Origin of the sequence: Hymenobacter ginkgonis (assembly GCF_009755225.1) — a bacterium.
GTDB lineage: Bacteria > Bacteroidota > Bacteroidia > Cytophagales > Hymenobacteraceae > Hymenobacter > Hymenobacter ginkgonis.
The window spans coordinates 189,584-208,533 of sequence record NZ_WQKZ01000005.1 but is presented as its reverse complement, the minus strand read 5'-3'; the positions used below and the strand labels follow the sequence as shown (position 1 = coordinate 208,533).

Sequence of the window (18,950 nt, the reverse complement as noted above, 5' to 3'; positions counted from 1 at the left end):
ACTTTTACCCGCTGCTACGGGCCTTATTTGATAGTAGCAGCGCCGTATGCGGGTCGTAATAGCCTCTTTATTATTGCTTCTTTGGGTGCCGCGGCTTGCCGCTGCGCAGGAACGCCTGGCGGGCGTGGTGCAGGATTCCGTCACGCATGCGCCGTTGGCGTTCGCCAGCGTATTCCTAGCCAATACTACGCTGGGCGCTACCACCACCGAAGACGGCAAGTTTGAGTTTCCGCGCGTGCCCGCGGGTACGTACGATGTGGTGGCTTCGTATGTGGGCTACCGCTTAGCTAAGCAGACGATTACGGTTGGCGCAACCGCACCACCGCTGGTGCTGCGCCTGAGCCCATCGGCCAACCGACTGGGGGAAGTGGTGGTGCGCGCCCACCGCACGCGCACTGACGACTACCAACGGTTTGTGCAGCTGTTTTTGGGCAATACTACATTTTCCAAGCAGTGCCACATCCGCAATCGCTCTGATGTGCAGGCGTATTTTGATGCGTATAACAGGGAACTGACCGCCACGGTCGATAACTTCTTACAGGTCGATAACCAGGCACTTGGCTACCGTATCAAATACTTCGGCTTTAATTTCAAATGCGATTTTAGGCAGCAAACCCTCTCTTTTTACGGCCAGCCGGTATTTGAAGAAATGACGCCGCGCGACGACCGCCAGCAGCGGCAATGGGAAGCCAACCGCGTTGCGGCCTACCACGGCTCACTCACTCATTTCTTGAAAAGCGTGTACGACAACCGCTTGTCGGCCGAAGGCTTTCTGGCCCAGAAGGTGCGCATCGTGCGCAACCCGCGCTACGCCCTTGCCGATAGCCTAATGCAAGCGCTGCGGGCGAGCCACACGTCGTACAGCGCAGCCTACCAAGATTCGATGGACCGTTGGCGCCAGGTGCCGCCCGCTTTTGCCTTGCTCTACACCGCCGAGCGGCCCGCCGATAGCCTGCGCCGCGTATCGGCCGATGGGGCGCACACGCTGTTGCGCTTCACCGACGAGCTGCAAGTGTGCTATTTCGGCGAAGCCCCCGACCCGCGCTACGGCCAGCCGATGGCGGCGCTGGGCCCGCCGGGCGCCCCAGCACCGGCTAAGCGGCAGGTGTCGCGCCTCCGGCTTTTGGCGCCCGAAGCCGAAATTCAGCCCAATGGCTACCTAGTCAATCCACTGGCCGTATTCGTGAGCGAGTACTGGGGCTTCGAAAAAATCGGCGAATTCCTACCCCTCAACTACGTGCCGCCCGCTTCTCCCTCTCCCACCCCATGATAAATAAAGTAGTTTCCGACGCCCAAACGGCCCTCGCAGGCCTAACCGACGGCATGACCCTGATGCTTGGCGGCTTCGGCCTGTGCGGCATCCCCGAAAACGCCATTCAGGAACTGCTGCGCCTCGGCGTGCGCGACCTCACCTGCATCTCTAACAACGCCGGCGTCGATGATTTTGGCATTGGCTTGCTGCTGCAAAAAAGGCAGGTAAAGAAAATGATTTCCAGCTACGTAGGCGAAAATGCCGAGTTTGAGCGCCAGCTGCTGGCCGGCGAGCTGGAGGTAGAACTGATTCCGCAGGGCACGCTGGCTGAGCGCTGCCGGGCGGGCGGGGCCGGCATTCCGGCCTTTTATACCCCGGCGGGCTTCGGCACCGAGGTGGGGGTAGGGAAAGAAAGCCGCGAATTCAACGGCAAAATGTACTTGCTCGAAACGGCCCTGCGCGCCGATTTTGCCCTGGTAAAAGCCTGGAAGGGCGACACCGCCGGCAACCTCATCTACAAGGGCACGGCCCGCAATTTCAATCCCATGATGGCCACGGCCGGCATTATCACCGTGGCGGAAGTGGAGGAACTGGTGCCAGCCGGTGCGCTCGACCCCAACCAAATTCACACGCCGGGCATCTTTGTGCAGCGTATTTTTCAGGGCCAGCACTACGAGAAGCGCATCGAGCAGCGCACCCTCCGGGCCACGAATTAGGGAGGGTTGCAGCGGAGTTAGTTTCGCCAGCCCTCAGGTCACAGATTTTGCAGACGTTATCCACTGAACTTTATGAGACAGTATGTGCTGGGGCTGTTGGTAGCGCTGAGTGGCTTTGAGGGTTGTACTAGTGCTTTAGCCCAATCGGCGGCGCCCACTGTGCTGCTGGCGGCCTCGCCCAAAAAGGTGGGGGTAGGCGCCGAAGGCTTGCAGCGCATCGACCAACTTTTGCAGGAATACACGGCCGATAGCCGCGTGCCGGGCGCCATTGCGCTCATCGCCCGCGATGGCAAAATCGTGTACCGCAAGGCGTTTGGCTACGCCGACATGGCGGCCAAATCGCCACTGCCGCCCGATGCCATCGTGCGCATTGCTTCTCAGACTAAGGCCATTACCAGCGTGGGCGTGATGCTGCTCTACGACGAGGGCAAGTTTCAGCTCGACGACCCCATTTCGAAGTACCTGCCCGCCTTTCGCAACCCAAAGGTGCTGGCTACTTTCAACCCTAAAGATTCGACCTATACCACCGTGCCAGCCCGCAGCGAGGTTACCATCCGGCAGCTGTTGACGCATACTTCGGGTATTGGCTACCCAATTATCGGCTCGCCCGAGGCGCAGGCTATCTATGCTAAAGCACACATTCCGAGCGGTATTGGCTCGATGGGCGGCACGCTGGCAACGGCGATGGAGGCCCTCGGCTCCCTACCCCTACTGCACCAGCCGGGCGAACGCTTTACTTACGGGCTGAGCGTGGACGTGCTCGGCCGCCTGATTGAGGTGCTGAGCGGGCAGCCGCTCGACCAATACCTGCGGGCGCGCATTTTTGAGCCGCTGGCCATGCGCGACACCTATTTCTACCTGCCCGCGGCCCAGCAGGCGCGCCTCGTGCCGCTCTATACCGAAGATGCGACCCACCGTACGGTGCCCATGCCCGCCGCAGGCATGCTAGGCCTGCGGCCCGACTACCCAAACACGACGGGCACGTACTTTTCGGGCGGCGCGGGGCTGTCGTCAACCATTGATGACTACGCCGTTTTCCTGCAAATGCTGCTCAATGGGGGCACCTACAACGGCTATCGCCTGCTCAAACCAAGCACCGTGGCCCTGATGACGCAAAACCAGATAGGCGACGTCAACCAGGACCTCAACAAGTTTGGCCTGGGCTTCAGCATCACTACCCCCCGCGGCGCGGCCCAGACGGGCCAATCAGTGGGCACCTACGAGTGGGGCGGCATCTTCGGCACCACCTATTGGGTCGACCCCAAGGAGAAGCTGATTGTGCTGCTTTACACGCAGAAGTACCCTAATACTACGACTCCCGACCTGGTGCCCAGGTTCAAAAAGCTGGTGTATGAGGCGCTGGCTAAGCAAAAGGCACCTAGTAAATAACAGCTTTCTATTCAACCGGCATGTCATGCTTGGGCAGGCTCCGTATGATGTGCTGCATTAACCATTGACAATTAACCCTTACTTCTTTCCCTACCCCACCTACATTTCTCATGCTTGATAAACACGGCATCGCCCGGCGCATTGCGCAGGAAGTGCAAGACGGCTCCTACGTCAACCTCGGCATCGGTATTCCTACCTTAGTTGCCAATTATATACCAGCTGGTATCAACGTGGAGTTGCAGTCGGAAAATGGCCTGTTGGGCATGGGCCCCTTCCCAACCGAAGCCGAGGTAGACCCCGACCTTATCAATGCGGGCAAGCAAACCGTGACGACGCTGCCGGGCTCTAGCCTGTTTTCGTCGGCCGACTCGTTCGGCATGATTCGCGGCGAGCACGTGGACCTAACCATTTTGGGGGCGATGGAGGTGAGCGAGCGCGGCGACATTGCCAACTGGAAGATTCCGGGCAAGATGGTGAAAGGCATGGGTGGTGCGATGGACCTGGTGGCATCGGCCAAAAACATTATTGTGGCCATGCAGCACGTGGCCCGCGATGGCAGCAGCAAGCTTCTCGCCGACTGCACTTTACCTATTACGGGCCTGCGCTGCGTGAAAAAAATTGTAACCGAATTGGCCGTGCTCGATGTCACGCCCGACGGCTTTGTGCTGCGCGAGCGGGCCCCCGGCGTGTCGGTGGCGCAAATTAGGGCCGCCACGGCCGGCCGGCTAGTGGTGCCCGGCGGCGACGAGGCCGTGCCCGAGATGGCCGGCGTGTAGCCTCTACCCCCTCCCAAACCAGCCGCGGCGCTTTAGCTTTGAGTTAAAAATAAACCTTTTAGCTTCTGGCCTATGCGTCGCTACCCGCTACTTTTTCTGCTTTTTGCTTCCATCGGGGCCGCCCGGGCGCAGACTTCGCCCAGCATCACGGCGGCCGATATGCCGGCGGTTGGCGATTCATTGCGCCTGAGCCAGGCGGCCCTGACGCTGCCAGCCAGCGCCCCGCCCCTCACCCGCAACGGCGCCGACCAAACCTGGAACTACGCTGGGCTAGTGGCCACGTCCCAACGCGTTGACCGGTATGATAATGTAAATACCACGTCGGGGCTACAACAGCTGGCATTTGGTATTTTGGGGGGCGTGAACCGAGCTACGCTGGTGGCGCCGCGTGCCCTACCCGCAGCGGCTGGGGCGGCCCTGCCGGTAACGGACCCGCTGGAGTTTTTCAACCTCTCGGCCAGCGATTTCCGCTCGGTGGGCTTTGGCGCTACGCTGAACGGGTTGGCCCTCCCCGTTACCTATGCCAGCCAGGCCCAGCAAGACATCATTTACCGCTTTCCGCTCAGCTACGCCAGCACGCCCGACGTCAGCAACTCCTACTTCCAAGTGTCGGTGCCGGGTACGGGTTTCGCGAGCCAAAAGCGGCGCCGCACCAACCAACCCGACGCCTGGGGCACGCTCACTACCCCCTTTGGCACGTTTCAGACGGTGCGCGTGGTGACGACGCTAGCCGACCACGACAGCGTGGCCATCGGCGCTATCCCCGGCCAGGGCCTCGACCTACCCGTGCGCCGCGAGTATAAATGGCTGGCCCCGGGCGTGCACGTACCCGTGCTCACCATCACCACGCTCACGGTGGCGGGCCAGGAAGCCGTGGCGCTGGTAGAATACCGCGACGTGCTTCGCCGCTTCGTGCGCTTGGCCACGCTGCCAGCTGCGGCCGACGCGGTGCTGAGTGCCTACCCCAGCCCTTCGGCCGTGGGCAGCGCGGTGCACCTGGCGCTGCCTGCGGGCAGCGGCGAGCTTACCGTGGTAGCCACCGACCTGGCTGGGCGGCAAGTATTTAGCCGCCACCTAAGCGGCGCGGGTGGCTTGGCTACGCTGGATGCGGCGGCCTTTGGTGGCTTCCGCGGGGTGCTACTGCTCACCATCACCACGGCGCAGGGCACGGCTACCCGGCGCGTGGTGCGCCAGTAACCTTACGCACCTATTGGCTCGTTTAATTGTTAAGAAACCCGTTGGCTGCGGCCGACGGGTTTTTTTGGGGGTAATTTTGACTACTGCTCCGCTTTTAATTTGCAATTTATTCGATAGTAATGGCTGTATCTTCTTCCAACGGCAAGGCTGCCCCTGGCGGCACTCACCACAAAAAAATAGGCAAGCCGACGCTCGATGAGCGCTTGACACCCACCGCCGTACCCGCTCACAAGCTGGTGCTGCGCCAGCTGCGCCGCGCCGATTTCAAGGCTATCAAGGCCATCATGGAAAAGGTGTACTCCAATATGGAAGGCGCCTGGACGGCCGACGAATTTGCCGCGCTGCTGCGCAAGTTTCCCGAAGGCCAGATTTGCATTGAGGACAACGGCGAAATAGTGGCTGCCGCGCTGGCTATCATCGTGGACTACAGCAAGTTTGGCGACAAACATACTTATGCCAAAATTACGGGCAACGGCAAGTTTGACACCCACGACCCGGAGGGCGACACGCTCTACGGCGTCGATGTATTCGTGGACCCCGAGTACCGCAGCCTGCGCCTGGGCCGCCGCCTCTACGATGCGCGTAAGGAACTGTGCGAGAGCCTAAACTTGCGCGCGATGGTAGCCGGCGGCCGCATTCCGGGCTACGCGGCTTACGCCAACGAAATGACGCCCGCCAAGTACGTGGAAATGGTGCGCAACAAGGAGCTGGTGGACCCTATCCTCACGTTTCAGCTCTCAAACGAGTTTTACGTGCGCAAAATTATCCGCGGCTACCTACCCTACGATTCTGAGTCGAAGGCCTACGCCACGCTGCTGGAGTGGATTAACGTGTACTATGACGAGGAATTTGACAAACTCATTGGCAACCAGAAGTCTAACGTGCGCATTGGCATTGTGCAGTGGCAAATGCGTGCCACTAAGAGCTTAGAAGACTTCTACCAGCAAATTGAGTTCTTCGTAGATACAGTAAGCGGCTACAAGGCTGACTGCGTCCTATTTCCGGAGTTTTTCAATGCTCCTATGATGGCGCTTACCAACGAGTCGTCGGCGTCGGCGGCTATCCGGGGGATGGCGGCGTTCACCGAGCCCATTAAAATCCGGATGATGGAACTGGCCGTGAGCCACAACATCAACGTAATTGCCGGCTCGATGCCTGTCTATGAGGATGGTAAACTCTATAATGTAAGCTATTTGTGCCGCCGCGACGGTACCGTAGACGAGCAATATAAATTGCACGTAACGCCCGACGAGGCCAGCTACTGGGGCATGCGCGGCGGCGACAAAATCAAGTGTTTCGACACGGACTTTGGCAAAATCGGCATCCTGGTATGCTATGATGTGGAGTTCCCAGAGCTGTCGCGCATCCTGAGCGACGAGGGCATGAAAATCCTGTTCGTCCCCTTCTGGACCGACACTAAAAATGCCTACCAGCGTGTGCGCATCTGCGCCCAGGCCCGCGCCATTGAAAACGAGTGCTACGTGGCCATCACGGGCTCGGTGGGCAACCTGCCGCGCGTCGAAAACATGGACATTCAATACTCGCAGTCGGCCGTGTTCAGCCCCAGCGACTTTGCGTTTCCGCACGATGCCATCGTGGCCGAGGCTACCCCCAACACGGAGATGACGCTCATTGCTGACCTCGACCTCGACTTGCTGAAGGACCTGAATACCAGCGGCGCCGTGCGCAATCTCCGCGACCGGCGCCACGACCTCTACAGTGTAAATTGGATACCTAAGAAGACCGAGCGCGACGACGAGCTGCTGGCCCAAGGCGAGGAGCGCTCACCCGCTGCCCGCCCCAACCGCCGCAAGGCACCCGCCCTAAGCTAAGGCCAGGCAATACGCATAAAATGCACTATATAAGGTAGGCTGTACTTTTACAGCCTACCTTTTTTGCTTCGTGTGCCCTATGCTAGCAATACGCTACACCATCGCATTTTTTCTATTACTAGTCAGCACCTTAACCTTCGGCCAGACAAAGAGCGTTGCCAACCAGTTTGAGCGTGGCATCCTCACCAAAGGGCAACCGACTGGCGTGTGGGAATACTTCGATGAGGCTGGCCAGCTTGACTTGCGGATGAACTACGATTCGAGCCGCATCAGCTACCGCCGGCCCGACACGGCCCGCTACGAACTACGCATTAATGATACGTGGCAGCTCGTGCACCCTACCCGTGCGCCTGGCTTGCTGGGCAGCCGGGCCGGCCGCCGCCAAGAGCTGCTAAAGGGAATTCGCTACCCCGGAGCCGCTTTGCAGCAACAACTGCAAGGCGATTTTTTGCTTTCCTACGTGGTGCAGCCCGATGGCCGCACTACAGATTATACGGTGCTAAACAGCCTGTCGCCGGCTTGCGACCAAGAGGTATGGCGCGTGTTTCAGCAGCTGCCTAACCGCTGGATTCCAGCTGTTTACCAGGGCCAGGCCAGAGCCGCACGCTATTATTTATGCGTGCGCTTTGAGATGGCAACGGCCCGTAGCTTTGAAGAGTATAAAGCCCAGCCGGCAACGTCGTTGCCTTCAGGGCCGTTCACGGACGCCATTACCGTTACCGCGGTAGGTATCGAGCGCGCCGTGCGCATCGAGCGGCGGTAACTCCCTCTGTGCCCTACCCCCCTCTTTTTATGAAAGGTGCTCTTACCATCTTGCTGCTCACCATCTCCAACTTGTTCATGACCTTTGCTTGGTATGGGCATTTGCAGTTCAAGAAGTTAGCTTGGTTTAGCAAGCTAGGTTTGGTGGGCGTGATTCTGGTGAGCTGGGGGCTGGCGTTTTTCGAGTACGTGTTTCAGGTGCCGGCCAACCGCGTGGGGTTTGAGGAAAACGGTGGGCCGTTCAACTTATTCCAACTAAAAGTTATTCAAGAGTTTATCACCCTCACGGTGTTCACGCTGTGCACGGTGTACGTGTTTAAAACCGATAAGCTCGGCTGGAACCACTTGGTGGGCTTTGTGCTCCTTATTCTGGCCGTGTATGTGATTTTCAAAAAATGGTAGATTCCTTCCTGTTGGTTAAAAAGTCCCGCCCACGTGTCAACGCCAAAAGTGGGCTGAAGAAAAATTAATGTGGGCTTAAGCCTCACCTCAGGGAGCGATAGAAATTTTGTAGCGTCGAAAGGGCATCCGGAGTCCACCGACCCACTTTTCACGCGCACCATTTTTCTTCCCTACCCCATGAAAGAGTCAATTGCTACGGCCGCCCTACTGGCTGCCGTGCTGGCCGGTACCACCGCCCACGCCCAACAAACGGTTGTCAAAACCAAAACTAAATCGGCGAAAAACGCAAAAGCGGCGGCCGCTCTACCGCCCGCGCCGTTGGCGGGCCCGCCCGCTTCCGGCCCCGCAGGCCCCCCGCCCCCACCACCCGCCGGCGGCCCCCGCGGAGAAAACGGCCCCGGCCCCAAAGGAGGTCCCGGCGGCCCAAAAGGTGGCCAAGTACACGTGCTGAGCGACGTGCGCGGTACCCTTACCAGCTACCAGGCCCGCAACGATGAGCAGGTGTACGATGCTTTCGTGCTGCGCCCCGAGGGCAGCGCGGCTCCAGATACCATCCATTTTCCGCGCCACTTGGGCCAGCAGCTTACCTCGGCTGCGAAGGCAGGCAGCAGCATCACGGTAAGCGGCTTCCGGCAGGCGGGGCCCGATGGCCGCAGCCGCTTCCACTTCGTGAGTTTGACCAGCGGCGGCCAGACCGTGCGCGACACGCCACCTGTGCGCCCTACTACCCCGCTCGCCGAAGAGTCGGCTACGGTGCGCGGCACCATCAGCCAGCTGCGCCGGGGGCCTAAGGGCGAGATTAAGAGCCTCGTGCTCAGCGACCAGAGCATCTTGCAGCTGCCGCCCCGCGCCGTGGAGCAGCTGGCCGACAAGCTGACCACCGGCGCCAGCATCGAGGCTACTGGCACCCTGCGCGGCGCCCACGCCGGCGAGGCGCTAGCCACCACCACGCCCACCCGCGTAGTGCGCGCCGAAACCCTTACGCTAGGCGGCAACAAGTATTTAGTTCGCTAATAGCCTGCTGTTTACGAGGGAGCGTTGGCCGGAAAATGTTGGCCAACGTTTTTGGTTTCTGCCCGCTGCTGGTGCATAGCAGTGGCGGGCCCTACCCCACCTCTTACCTTTCACCACGTGCGCATTCTCATCGTTGAAGACGAAAGCCGGCTGGCGGGCTTCGTGCAGCAGGGCCTGACGCAGGCCGGCCACGTGGCCGACATTGCCGCTACCGGTCCTGAGGGCTTGGAGCGCGCCGCCACCACGCCCTACGACGCCATTTTGCTCGACCTGATGCTGCCGGGCCAAAGTGGGCTCGACGTGCTGCGCAACCTGCGCGAGTTTGGCATCGCTACACCGGCGCTCATAGTCAGCGCCTTAACGGATAGCAAGCACGTGGTGGGCGGCCTCGAAGCCGGCGCCGTAGACTACCTGCGCAAGCCATTTGCGTTTGAGGAATTGCTGGCCCGCCTGCACATTATTGGGCGCAAAACGGCCGGGCCTGCTGGGGCCGAAGCCCTCCGGCTGGCCGACCTGGTACTCGACCCATTGGGCCGCGTAGTGACGCGCGCCGGCAAGGTTATCAGCCTCACCAACCGCGAGTTTGCCGTGCTGGAGCTGCTGCTCCGCAATGCCGGCCGGGTAGTGAGCAAAACCCGCCTCGCCGAGAAAGTGTGGGATGTGGACTACGACATGGGCTCGAACGTGATTGAGGTGCACATGTCGCAGCTGCGCCGCAAGCTCGACCGCGATTTTGCACCTGCTCCTGCCTTGCTCGAAACCGTGATTGGCCAAGGCTATCGGCTTCGAAACCAAGAAGCGTAAGCCATGAGTTTTACGCTGGATAACTCCCTAAAAAATACGCCGCGCCGCTGGTGGCAGCTAGGCCTGCGTGGGCAGTTGCTGCTTGTGTTTGGGCTGGTGCTGGGGCTGGCCACGCTGGCGGCCGGCGGCTACCAATACCGCAGCCTGCGCCAGCAGCTTACCCGCGCTGACGACGAGCTGCTGCGCGCCCACGCCCAGGAGCTGCTGAGCCGCATCAGCCTTGACCCGCTGCCCACGCTACCCCTACCCAACCAGCCGGGCGAGGTCATGCGGGTAGCTTTTGCAGAGGCCGGCCAGCCGGCCCGCGAGTTGTTTCGGTCGGCACAGTTTCCGGCGGGGGTGGGCCCAGCCCTACCCCCGCCTGGCGCACCGGGGCGCGAGTTGGGGCCGCGCCGCCTGGTGGCGGTGGGGCGCGCGGCGGCCCCGCCCGGCTCCGGCGCCGATGAGGCCGCCGCTACGGGCCGGCTCACGCTGTGGCTGGGCCACCCGGCGGCGCCGCTCGAGCAGGCTGTGGCGCGCGTGCGCCGCACCCTGCTGTTGGGGTTGCTAGGCAGCTTGGGGCTGGCCGCGCTGCTGGCGCCACTGGTGGCGGGCGTAGTGCTGCGCCCGTTGCGGCTCATGGCGGCGCAGGCCCGGCGCATTCAGCAGGCCCAGGATATTGCGCCGCTGCCGGTGCCCGCCACTGGCGATGAGGTGCAGGAATTGGCCGAAACTCTTAACCAGCTACTAGCCCGGCTATCGGGTCAGGCTACGGCGCAGGCCAATTTTCTAGCAGCTGCGGCGCACGAGTTGCGCACCCCGCTGGCCACGCTCCAGACTGGCCTCGATGTGAGTGGCCGCGACCCCGCCCTACCCCCCGCTACCCGCGCCGCCTTGGCCGGCCACGATGCGGAGCTGGCCCGCCTGGGCCGGCTGGTGGATGATTTCTTGCTGGTAGGGCGGCTGGGCGCCGGGGCGGCGTTGCCCGTAGCCCAGCAACTAGTGGCCCTCGATGAGCTGGTGCTGGCGCTGGCCGACCGCGAGCTGACGCGCTTTCGGGCGGCGGGCCGCACCCTCACCATTGCCTTGCCCGAGGACGCTGCTGCCGCCAGCCTGCGCGTGCGTACCGACGCCGATCAGCTGACGACCATCTTGCTGAACCTGCTCGACAATGCCCGTAAGCACGCGGCACCCGGCACCCCCGTAACGCTGCGGCTGCTACCCCCCACTACCAGCACCGGCCTAGTAGTGGCCGTCGAGAATGCGCTGGCCGTGCCCTTGGGACCTCAACTGGCGCAGCTTACCGCCGCCTGGTACCAGGCCGACCCGCTGGCACCCGGCACCGGCCTGGGCCTCTGGATAGCCGGGCGGCTGGCCCAGGGCCTAGGGGTAGGGCTGCACCTGCGCGAAACGGGCCGCCAACTCACGGCACAAGTGCAATTTGAGAAACCAGTAAGCGGCTAATACTGCGCCTGCCGCAGGGGTGAGACCGGGTGCGTTTGGGACCCTTTGCTGGTTGCGCTCGCTCGGCAGGCAGCGCGGAAGAAGTTAATTTGTGATTAAAATTCATAAACACTTCATCCAAAGAAAACGCTTTCCCGTAGATAAGGAGCAGCCTTATTGCCACTGACAATGAAGCTGTTATTAACAACCCTTCTCCCTTACCTACCTCATGCGCAAATCTTTTACTTCTCTCTCTTCTCTGCGTGGCCCGCTGTTGGGGCTGGCTATGCTGGGGCTTTCGGCGGGGGCTGCTCAGGCCCAAACGGTGTATGGCCTCTCGATTACCAGCAACCCGGCGGCAGTTAGCCTAGTGACGTTTTCGGCCACGGCGCCGGGCACGTTTACGGCCACAGTGCCTATTACAGGCTTCACGGCGGGGCAGGCAATTGTGGGCATTGATGTGCGTCCTAACACGGGCGAGCTGTTTGCACTGGGCTACAACCCAACCGGCACGCAGGCGCAGCTTTACGTCCTCAACCGCACCACGGGGGTAGCCACGGCGGTAGGCGCGGCGCTTACCCTGAATCTGGGCACGACGACTTCGCGCATTGGTTTCGACTTTAACCCGACCGTGGACCGCATTCGGGTGACGAGCGCGGCGCGTACCAATTTCCGCCTCAACCCCAACAACGGGGCCCTGGCCGCCACCGACGGCACGCTAACGTACGCCACCGCCGACGCCAATACCAGCCAGACGCCGGGCGTGGGCTCGTCGGCCTATACCAACAGCTACATCGGCTCGACGGCCACTACCCTCTACAATTTGGATGAGGCCAATAGCCGCCTCGTCACCCAGGCACCGCCCAACGACGGTACCCTGAACACGGTGGGCGCGCTGGGCATTGCCACCAACGGCGTCAGCCAAGCTTCGGACCTCGACATTTACTACAACGCCAGTACTGGCACCAACGTGGCCTACCTGACCACGGCCATTTCGACCAGCACCACGGCCGCCACTTCTACCCTCTACACCGTAAACCTGACTACGGGCGCCGCCACAGCGGTGGGCGCGCTGGGCACCGGGGCCTTGGTGGCTATCACGGACATCACGTTTGCCATCGACCGGCCGGCCACGCTGCCGGCCATTACGGGGCAGCTGGCTTATGCGCTGGCGGGCACCAACTTGATTACGTTTGACACGGGCGCGCCGAGTACCATTCGCACGTCGGTGGGCATCACGGGGGTTGACGCCACACAGACGCTGGCGGGCCTCGATGTGCGGCCGCTCAACAACTCACTCTACGGCCTGGGCTACAATGCGGCGGCCGCAACCGGCGTAGCCAACGCGCAGCTCTACAGCATCAATGCCGTGTCGGGCGTGGCTACCCCCATCGGGGCGGCCGTGCGCCTGGAGCTGGGCACGGGCAGCATTGGGTTTGACTTTAACCCGACCGTGGACCGCATTCGGGTGGTGGGCGCTAATCGCAACAACTACCGCCTCAACCCGACTAATCCTGCTACCGGTATTTTGGCCGCTACCGATGGCCAGGTGGCTTATACTACGGGCACCAATACGCCGAGCATCGGCGCGGTGGCCTACACCAACAGCTTTATGGGCGCCAGCGCCACGTCGGGCACTACCCTCTTCAATTACGATGAGGCCCTGAACGTACTCAACACGCAGGCCACCGCCAACCCGCCCGCCGACGGCCAGCTCACGACCATCGGCTCGTCGGGCATCGCGGTGAACACTACTGCCCCCAACGTGGACCTCGACATCTACAGCACCGGCGTGGGCGCGAACACCGCCTATTTGGTGGCCAATACTGGCACTTCGGCCAATACCTCGCTCTATACCGTGAACCTCGCCACGGGTGCCGCCACGCTGGTGGGGGCCATCGGCAATGGCATTGCGGCCCGCGATATTGCCGTGGCCGCTTCTACGGGTGTCGTTACGTCGAACCGCTCGGAGGAGCTGGCGACTAGCCTTTCGCTCTACCCCAACCCCTTGGCCGGCTCGGCGGCCGTAGCCTTTGGCCTGCCCCGCGCCGCCCACGTCGAGCTCACGGTATCGGATGCGCTCGGCCGCACCGTCGATAAAGTAGATGCGGGCTTGCTGCCGGCCGGGCCCCAGCTCATCCGCTGGAACCGCCAAAGCCAAGCGGCGGGCATGTATTTCTTCCGCCTCAGCTTCGATGGCCAGCCCGCCGGCACCCGCCAGGGTATGCTGACGCAATAGTAGTTGCTTTGGTTGAAGCCTAAAAAAGGCTGGCTCCGCGAGGGGCTAGCCTTTTTTAGGGCTACCCCCTACCCCCTTCGTTTGGCTAGAGGCAATTAGGTAGGCAGCTGCATACCAAGAACACAAAACGAACGTCCTGCTGACGATAAGAAGCCTCTCTACTGCTTCGTTGGATTTAGTATCCGAACGACGCGGTAGAGAGGCTTCTTATCGTCAGCAGGACGTTCGTTTTAAAAAAATAGCTCTAATTACTCGGCCGCCGCCAGGTGGGCGTGGTCGCGCAGAATAGTGCGCAGGAACGTCTCGTCCGACAAGTCGCTTTGGATGTGGAGCAGCTGCTTTATTTTGGTAGCGGTCTCGTTGAGAACCAAGTAGTTTTCTTGTTTTAGGCCGCGACCCAGCAGCTGGCGCAGCAAGGCCACGTCGTGGTCGCTGAGGTCGGCAGCCTGCGGAAATACCGGCTGGTAGCCCACCGGCGCGGCCGCCCCCGGCTGGTAGAGGGGGGTAGCGGCCGGCCGCAAGTCGATGACGGTGGTGCCGGCCGCCAGGTCGCCAAGGCGCTGGCCTTTGCCATTGGCGGCGATGGTGATGACGGCCACCAGCCCGCTACCAATACCGGTGTCGATGAGGCGCAGCAGCCAGCGCAGCACGTAGTCGCCGAAGCGCGGTGCGGTGCCATCGAGGCGCACCACCCGAATGTGGCGGGCTTTTTTGCCCAGGCTCTGGCCATTGAAAAATACCTCGCAGGCTAGGTGATAGAACACGATTGGAATGCCCACCAGCAGGCCAATAATCCAGGCGCTGAGGGTGCTGCTACTGCTACCCATGAGGCTGCTAATGAGCACGGCTACGGCCCCAAACCAGGCCCCCATAATAAGGTTGTCGATGATGGCCGCCACAATGCGGCTGCCGATGCTGGCGGCTTCGTATTCGAGGGTAACGTTTTGGGTAGTGTGTACGCGGATAGTGCCCATAAAGCTTGGCTAAAGTAAACTGGCCCGAAAAATACACCTTCTCCGCTAAGTACCTATTCGGCCGCTGCCTACCTTTAAGGCCCTAACCCCGCCTACCCATGCGCGAAGCCACTTTTCTGCGGCAAAACCAGGCCCGCTGGCAGCAGTACGAATCTCAGCCTACTACCAATCCGGATGAGCTGGCGGCGCGCTTCGTGCACCTCACCGACGACCTGGCCTACGCCCAGACCTTCTACCCTACCTCCCCGGCCACGGCCTACCTCAATACCCTGACGGGCCGCCTGCACCAATCACTCTACAAAAACCGGCCCGAGCAGTCGCGCCGCCTCGGCCACTTTTGGGCCGTGGAAGTGCCGCTTGTAGTGGCCCGGCACCAGCGCTCGCTGGCCTGGGCCATGGGGCTCTTTTTGCTGTTCACGGCCATGGGCGTGCTGTCGGCAGCCTACGACGAAAATTTTCTGCGCGTGGTGGTGGGCGATGGCTATGTGAACCAAACGCTGGCCAACATTCGGCGCGGCGACCCCATGGCCATTTATAAGTCGGGCAGCTCGTCGGTGATGTTTGTGGGCATTGCGGCCAACAACCTGCTGGTGGCCCTCAAAACTTTCGTCATGGGCCTCACGCTGGGGGTAGGCACGTTGTATTCGTTGTTCATGAACGGCATTATGCTGGGCGCTTTCCAATATTTCTTTTACCAAGAGCACGTGCTGCTCCCCTCAGTGCTCACCATCTGGATTCACGGCACGCTCGAAATTCCGAGTATCGTGCTGGCCGGCGGCGCGGGCTTTATTTTGGGTGCTGGCGTGCTGTTTCCGGGCACCTACTCGCGGCGCGAGTCGCTGACCCGTGCCGCCCGCGATGCCGTGAAGCTGGCCATGGGCCTTACCCCCATCATTGTGGTGGCGGCCTTCCTCGAAAGCTTCGTGACGCGCCACACCGAAATGCCGGTGGCGCTGAGCCTGCTCATTATTGGCGGCTCGGCGGCGTTTATCGGCTGGTATTTTGGCCTTTATCCGCGCTTGGTGCGGCGGCGCCAGCAGGCAGCTGCTTTGCCGGCCGCAGCCGAGGAGGCTTACCTTGCTACCCAGTTGCCTACGAGCGTTTAGCACTGCTTAACTAGCCTATTATTCCGTTAGCTATATGAAAAATACCTATACTCAAGCTGCTGATTTTTGGCAGGAGCGCGACTTTGGCGCCAAGATTTCCGCCACCTTCGAATTTATCGGCGCACATTGGCGCCTGCTGGGTAAGTGCCTACTATACTTTACTTTGCCCTTTAGCTTGGTAATGGGCATCGGCCTGGGGTTCTTCAACAATTCGGTGTACAATATGTCGGGGCGCGCCGTAGCCGCCCAGCATAGCGGCGGCGCATTTCCTACGGCTAGCTCGCCTTTTGCCATGTTCAGCTTTGGCGGACTGGGCTTGGCGGTGGCGGGTGGTGTACTGGCCTTTTTGGTGCTTAGCGGCACGCTTTACGGCTACCTGCGGGCGCGCCTACGCTTGCCCGCCACCGAACCCGTTACGCCCACCGACGTTTGGGCCGAGATGCGCGCCAAGCTGGGGCGCATGGTGCTGGCCTCATTGCTGTTAGCCTTTGGGGGCGGCCTGGGCTTTAGTATCCTATTTGGTGGGCTGGTGGGCGGTATTGCAGCGGTGCAGCCGGGGGTAGGCGCCACAGCACTAGCATTTTTACTGGTGCTAATACCGAGCATTTACTTAAGTATTGCGCTGAGCCTTTATTTTCCCGTATTGTGGCTCGAAGACCTGTCTATTTTAGCCTCTATTGGCCGGTGCTTCCACCTGATTCGGGGGCAGTGGTGGGCTACGTTGGGCCTGCTGCTGATAGCTGGCTTTCTGCAATCAATACTCAGCATCGTGTTTGCTGTTCCGCAATACGCCGTGATGTTTGGCAAAGTGCTCCAAGTACCAGGGCTCAACTCCGATGTGCTCGGCCTTATTACCAACTGCCTGTATGCCACTGGCATTATCTTCACCTACACGATACCGCTGCTGGCGCTAGTCTTTCAATATTTTAATTTAACAGAGCAAAAAGACGGTTTTGGTTTGCGTCTGCTCGTGGATAAGCTGGGCCAGAGCCAAGGCCTACCCGTGGCCCAATCCAGCCACTACCGGCCCGATGAGGAAGGTGAATATTAAGCTGCTGAGCGCCCGCACTGGCGGCGCGCTGGCGTTGCTGCTGGCCCTGGGCGGCGCGCCCGCGCTGGCCACGCCGCCCCAGTTGCCAGCTGCCCTACCCTCCCTTTCGGCCCCGGCCGATACGGCCACTGCCCCGCCCCTACCCCCCGATGCGGCCGTACCCCAGCCGGTGCGCCGCCCGGCAGCCAGCCACCTGCGCGAGCTGCGCGGCCAGCACGATTTTCAGTACACCGACGTGCGGGAGGAGCCCGAGCAGGCTGGCTTTTGGGCTCGGCTGCTGCGGTGGTTTTTTCGCGGGCTGAGCCGGTTATTCGACACAAAAGGGGGCCGTGTGGCGTGGGACGTTATTCTCTACCTCCTAATTGGGGGTGGGCTAGTTTATGCCGTGCTCAAGTTTCTGCAAGTAGACCTGACCAAAGTTTTTGGCCGCGCGCCGCGCGCCCTACCCCTTGCCTATGAGGCGGGCCAGGAAAACATTCACGCCCTGGATTTTAGCCAGGCGATTGCGCAGGCCGAAGCCACCGGCAACCTGCGCCTGGCCGTGCGCCTGGGCTACTTGCAGCTCCTCAAGCAGCTCACCGACCGCGAACTTATTGCCTGGCAGCCCGACAAAACCAACCAGGCCTACCTGCGCGAGCTGGAAACCAGCCGCCCCACCGCCCGCGCGCCTTTTGCCGAGCTCACGCGGCAGTTTGAATACATCTGGTACGGCGAGCTGCCGCTGCCAGCGGCCCTCTACGCGCCGGTGCGCGAAAGCCAACGCCAGTTTGGGCAGCAGCTGAGCGGCGCTGGCGTGCGCCCACCCGCTGCTTAATTCCCGGGCTTCCGGCTTCGATTTTATCTCATGTCCTTACCCCGCATTATCCTTGACTGCGAGCCGCTTAAAGACCGAAACAGCGGTTTCAGCCACTTTGTGGTGCCCCTGGCCTACGAGCTTATTCGCCAAAACCAACGCTACCACCTTTACTGCTACGTGCCGCCCGCCGAGGTGGGCGGGCTGGGTAGCACCGGCGTGCGCTACCTCACCCAGCGCAGCTTTCACAAGTACTTCAACCCGCCCAGCTACGGTTTTCGGCTGTGGCACGCTACGTCGCAGCTGAGCTGGTACGTGCCCACCAGCCCCTTTACGAAAGTGGTTTTGACGGTGCACGACCTCAATTTTCTGCACGAAAGCCCCGATGAGCGCACCTACACCCGGCAGCTAGCCATGGTGCGCCGCAACATCCGGCGCGCCGATTACCTGGTGACCATTTCCGACTATGTGCGCCAGGACATCCTGCGCCACGCCGATTTGCTGGGCTATTCGGCGGCCAAGCCGCTGCGCTACGTGCGGCGCGGCGTCGAGGCGCTGGCGCCTCTGCCAGCGGGCCACACGCCGGCTTACGTGCCGCGGCGGCCCTTCCTGTTTGGGCTGGGCACAATTAACGCCAAAAAGAACTACCACGTGCTCCCGTCTCTTTTACAAGGCACTGACTACGAGCTGCTAATAGCAGGCAGCTTTGCTGAGGAGAGCTACGTGGCCGCCATTCGGGCGGCGGCCGCACAGGCGGGGGTAGGCGACCGCATAACCATCCTTACGGGCATTTCCGAAGCCGATAAAACCTGGTATTATCAGCACTGCCAGGCCTACCTACAACCGTCGCTAGCCGAGGGCTTTGGGCTGCCGGTAGTCGAGGCAATGCAGCTGGGCAAGCCCGCGTTTCTGAGCCGCCTCACGTCGTTGCCCGAGGTGGGCGGGGCGGCAGCTTATTATTTCGACGACTTTTCGCCGGCCCACATGCAGCAGGTACTGGCGACTGGCTTGGCCCAGCACTCACCGGCGCGGGCGGCGGCGGCGCAAGCGCAGGCCGGGCAGTTTAGTTGGCAGCAGGCGGCGGCCGATTATTTGCAGGTTTACGAAGAATTACTGGGCCGGTAATCTATGAGAGCTACTGAAAAAGAGCATCATGCTGACGGTAATAAGCCTCTTGGCTGGTTGCGTTTGAGTTGCGCCTGACGATGCGACCAAGATGCT

At 61.3% G+C, this 18,950-nt stretch carries 17 protein-coding genes; 16 read left to right on the top strand and 1 reads right to left on the bottom strand.

Annotated features, from left to right (window positions below; genetic code table 11):
- Positions 1–85 precede the first annotated feature (85 nt).
- The 12 genes from GO988_RS19570 to GO988_RS19515 all read left to right on the top strand — a co-directional run bounded on the left by GO988_RS19570 (position 86) and on the right by GO988_RS19515 (position 13,805).
- Entirely contained in the window at positions 86–1,270 is a 1,185-nt protein-coding gene (locus tag GO988_RS19570) for a carboxypeptidase-like regulatory domain-containing protein (protein ID WP_198172915.1), read from the top strand.
- Positions 1,267–1,968 (top strand): CoA transferase subunit A, encoded by a 702-nt coding sequence (locus GO988_RS19565; protein ID WP_157568739.1) that lies wholly within the window; start codon positions 1,267–1,269, stop codon positions 1,966–1,968. Before GO988_RS19570 ends, GO988_RS19565 begins: the two co-directional genes overlap by 4 nt.
- Before the next feature lie 72 nt (positions 1,969–2,040).
- Entirely contained in the window at positions 2,041–3,357 is a 1,317-nt protein-coding gene (locus GO988_RS19560) for a serine hydrolase domain-containing protein (protein WP_157568737.1), read from the top strand.
- 110 nt (positions 3,358–3,467) lie between these two features.
- Positions 3,468–4,133: a 3-oxoacid CoA-transferase subunit B gene (locus tag GO988_RS19555; protein ID WP_157568735.1), complete on the top strand. Its 666-nt coding sequence runs from the start codon at positions 3,468–3,470 to the stop codon at positions 4,131–4,133.
- A gap of 72 nt (positions 4,134–4,205) precedes the next feature.
- Positions 4,206–5,330 carry a T9SS type A sorting domain-containing protein gene (locus GO988_RS19550; RefSeq protein WP_157568733.1) on the top strand — a complete coding sequence of 375 codons (1,125 nt, stop codon included), beginning with the start codon at positions 4,206–4,208 and terminating at the stop codon, positions 5,328–5,330.
- A 284-nt stretch (positions 5,331–5,614) separates the two neighbouring features.
- Complete coding sequence (locus GO988_RS19545) at positions 5,615–7,162, top strand: carbon-nitrogen hydrolase family protein (protein WP_232341614.1); 1,548 nt, start codon at positions 5,615–5,617, stop codon at positions 7,160–7,162.
- 79 nt (positions 7,163–7,241) lie between these two features.
- Positions 7,242–7,925 (top strand): energy transducer TonB, encoded by a 684-nt coding sequence (locus GO988_RS19540; RefSeq protein ID WP_157568729.1) that lies wholly within the window; start codon positions 7,242–7,244, stop codon positions 7,923–7,925.
- 29 nt (positions 7,926–7,954) lie between these two features.
- A complete protein-coding gene (locus tag GO988_RS19535; protein ID WP_157568727.1) occupies positions 7,955–8,326 on the top strand; it encodes a DMT family protein in 372 nt (123 codons plus the stop codon).
- Positions 8,327–8,503: 177 nt separating this feature from the next.
- A complete protein-coding gene (locus GO988_RS19530; protein WP_157568725.1) occupies positions 8,504–9,340 on the top strand; it encodes a hypothetical protein in 837 nt (278 codons plus the stop codon).
- Between the two features lie 117 nt (positions 9,341–9,457).
- Positions 9,458–10,144: a response regulator transcription factor gene (locus GO988_RS19525; RefSeq protein ID WP_317164932.1), complete on the top strand. Its 687-nt coding sequence runs from the start codon at positions 9,458–9,460 to the stop codon at positions 10,142–10,144.
- 3 nt (positions 10,145–10,147) lie between these two features.
- Positions 10,148–11,587: a sensor histidine kinase gene (locus tag GO988_RS19520; protein WP_157568721.1), complete on the top strand. Its 1,440-nt coding sequence runs from the start codon at positions 10,148–10,150 to the stop codon at positions 11,585–11,587.
- Positions 11,588–11,795: 208 nt separating this feature from the next.
- A complete protein-coding gene (locus GO988_RS19515) occupies positions 11,796–13,805 on the top strand; it encodes a DUF4394 domain-containing protein (protein WP_157568719.1) in 2,010 nt (669 codons plus the stop codon).
- A 248-nt stretch (positions 13,806–14,053) separates the two neighbouring features.
- Here the strand turns inward: GO988_RS19515 and GO988_RS19510 are convergent, their stop codons facing one another.
- Positions 14,054–14,779, bottom strand: a complete 726-nt coding sequence (locus tag GO988_RS19510; protein ID WP_157568717.1) for an RDD family protein — start codon at positions 14,777–14,779, stop codon at positions 14,054–14,056.
- Positions 14,780–14,877: 98 nt separating this feature from the next.
- On the opposite strand from GO988_RS19510, the gene GO988_RS19505 reads away from it, so the two are divergent.
- Genes GO988_RS19505 through GO988_RS19490 form a run of 4 tightly spaced genes read left to right on the top strand, consistent with a single transcriptional unit; the run spans position 14,878 to position 18,854 of the window.
- Positions 14,878–15,885 carry a stage II sporulation protein M gene (locus GO988_RS19505; RefSeq protein WP_157568716.1) on the top strand — a complete coding sequence of 336 codons (1,008 nt, stop codon included), beginning with the start codon at positions 14,878–14,880 and terminating at the stop codon, positions 15,883–15,885.
- A 34-nt stretch (positions 15,886–15,919) separates the two neighbouring features.
- Positions 15,920–16,936 (top strand): hypothetical protein, encoded by a 1,017-nt coding sequence (locus GO988_RS19500; protein ID WP_157568714.1) that lies wholly within the window; start codon positions 15,920–15,922, stop codon positions 16,934–16,936.
- Positions 16,917–17,750, top strand: coding sequence for a DUF4129 domain-containing protein (locus GO988_RS19495; protein ID WP_157568712.1), 834 nt, complete (start codon positions 16,917–16,919; stop codon positions 17,748–17,750). Before GO988_RS19500 ends, GO988_RS19495 begins: the two co-directional genes overlap by 20 nt.
- 30 nt (positions 17,751–17,780) lie before the next feature.
- The gene (locus GO988_RS19490) at positions 17,781–18,854 is read left to right on the top strand and encodes a glycosyltransferase family 4 protein (RefSeq protein WP_157568710.1); all 1,074 of its coding nucleotides are present in this window, start codon (positions 17,781–17,783) and stop codon (positions 18,852–18,854) included.
- The last annotated feature ends 96 nt before the right edge of the window (positions 18,855–18,950 follow it).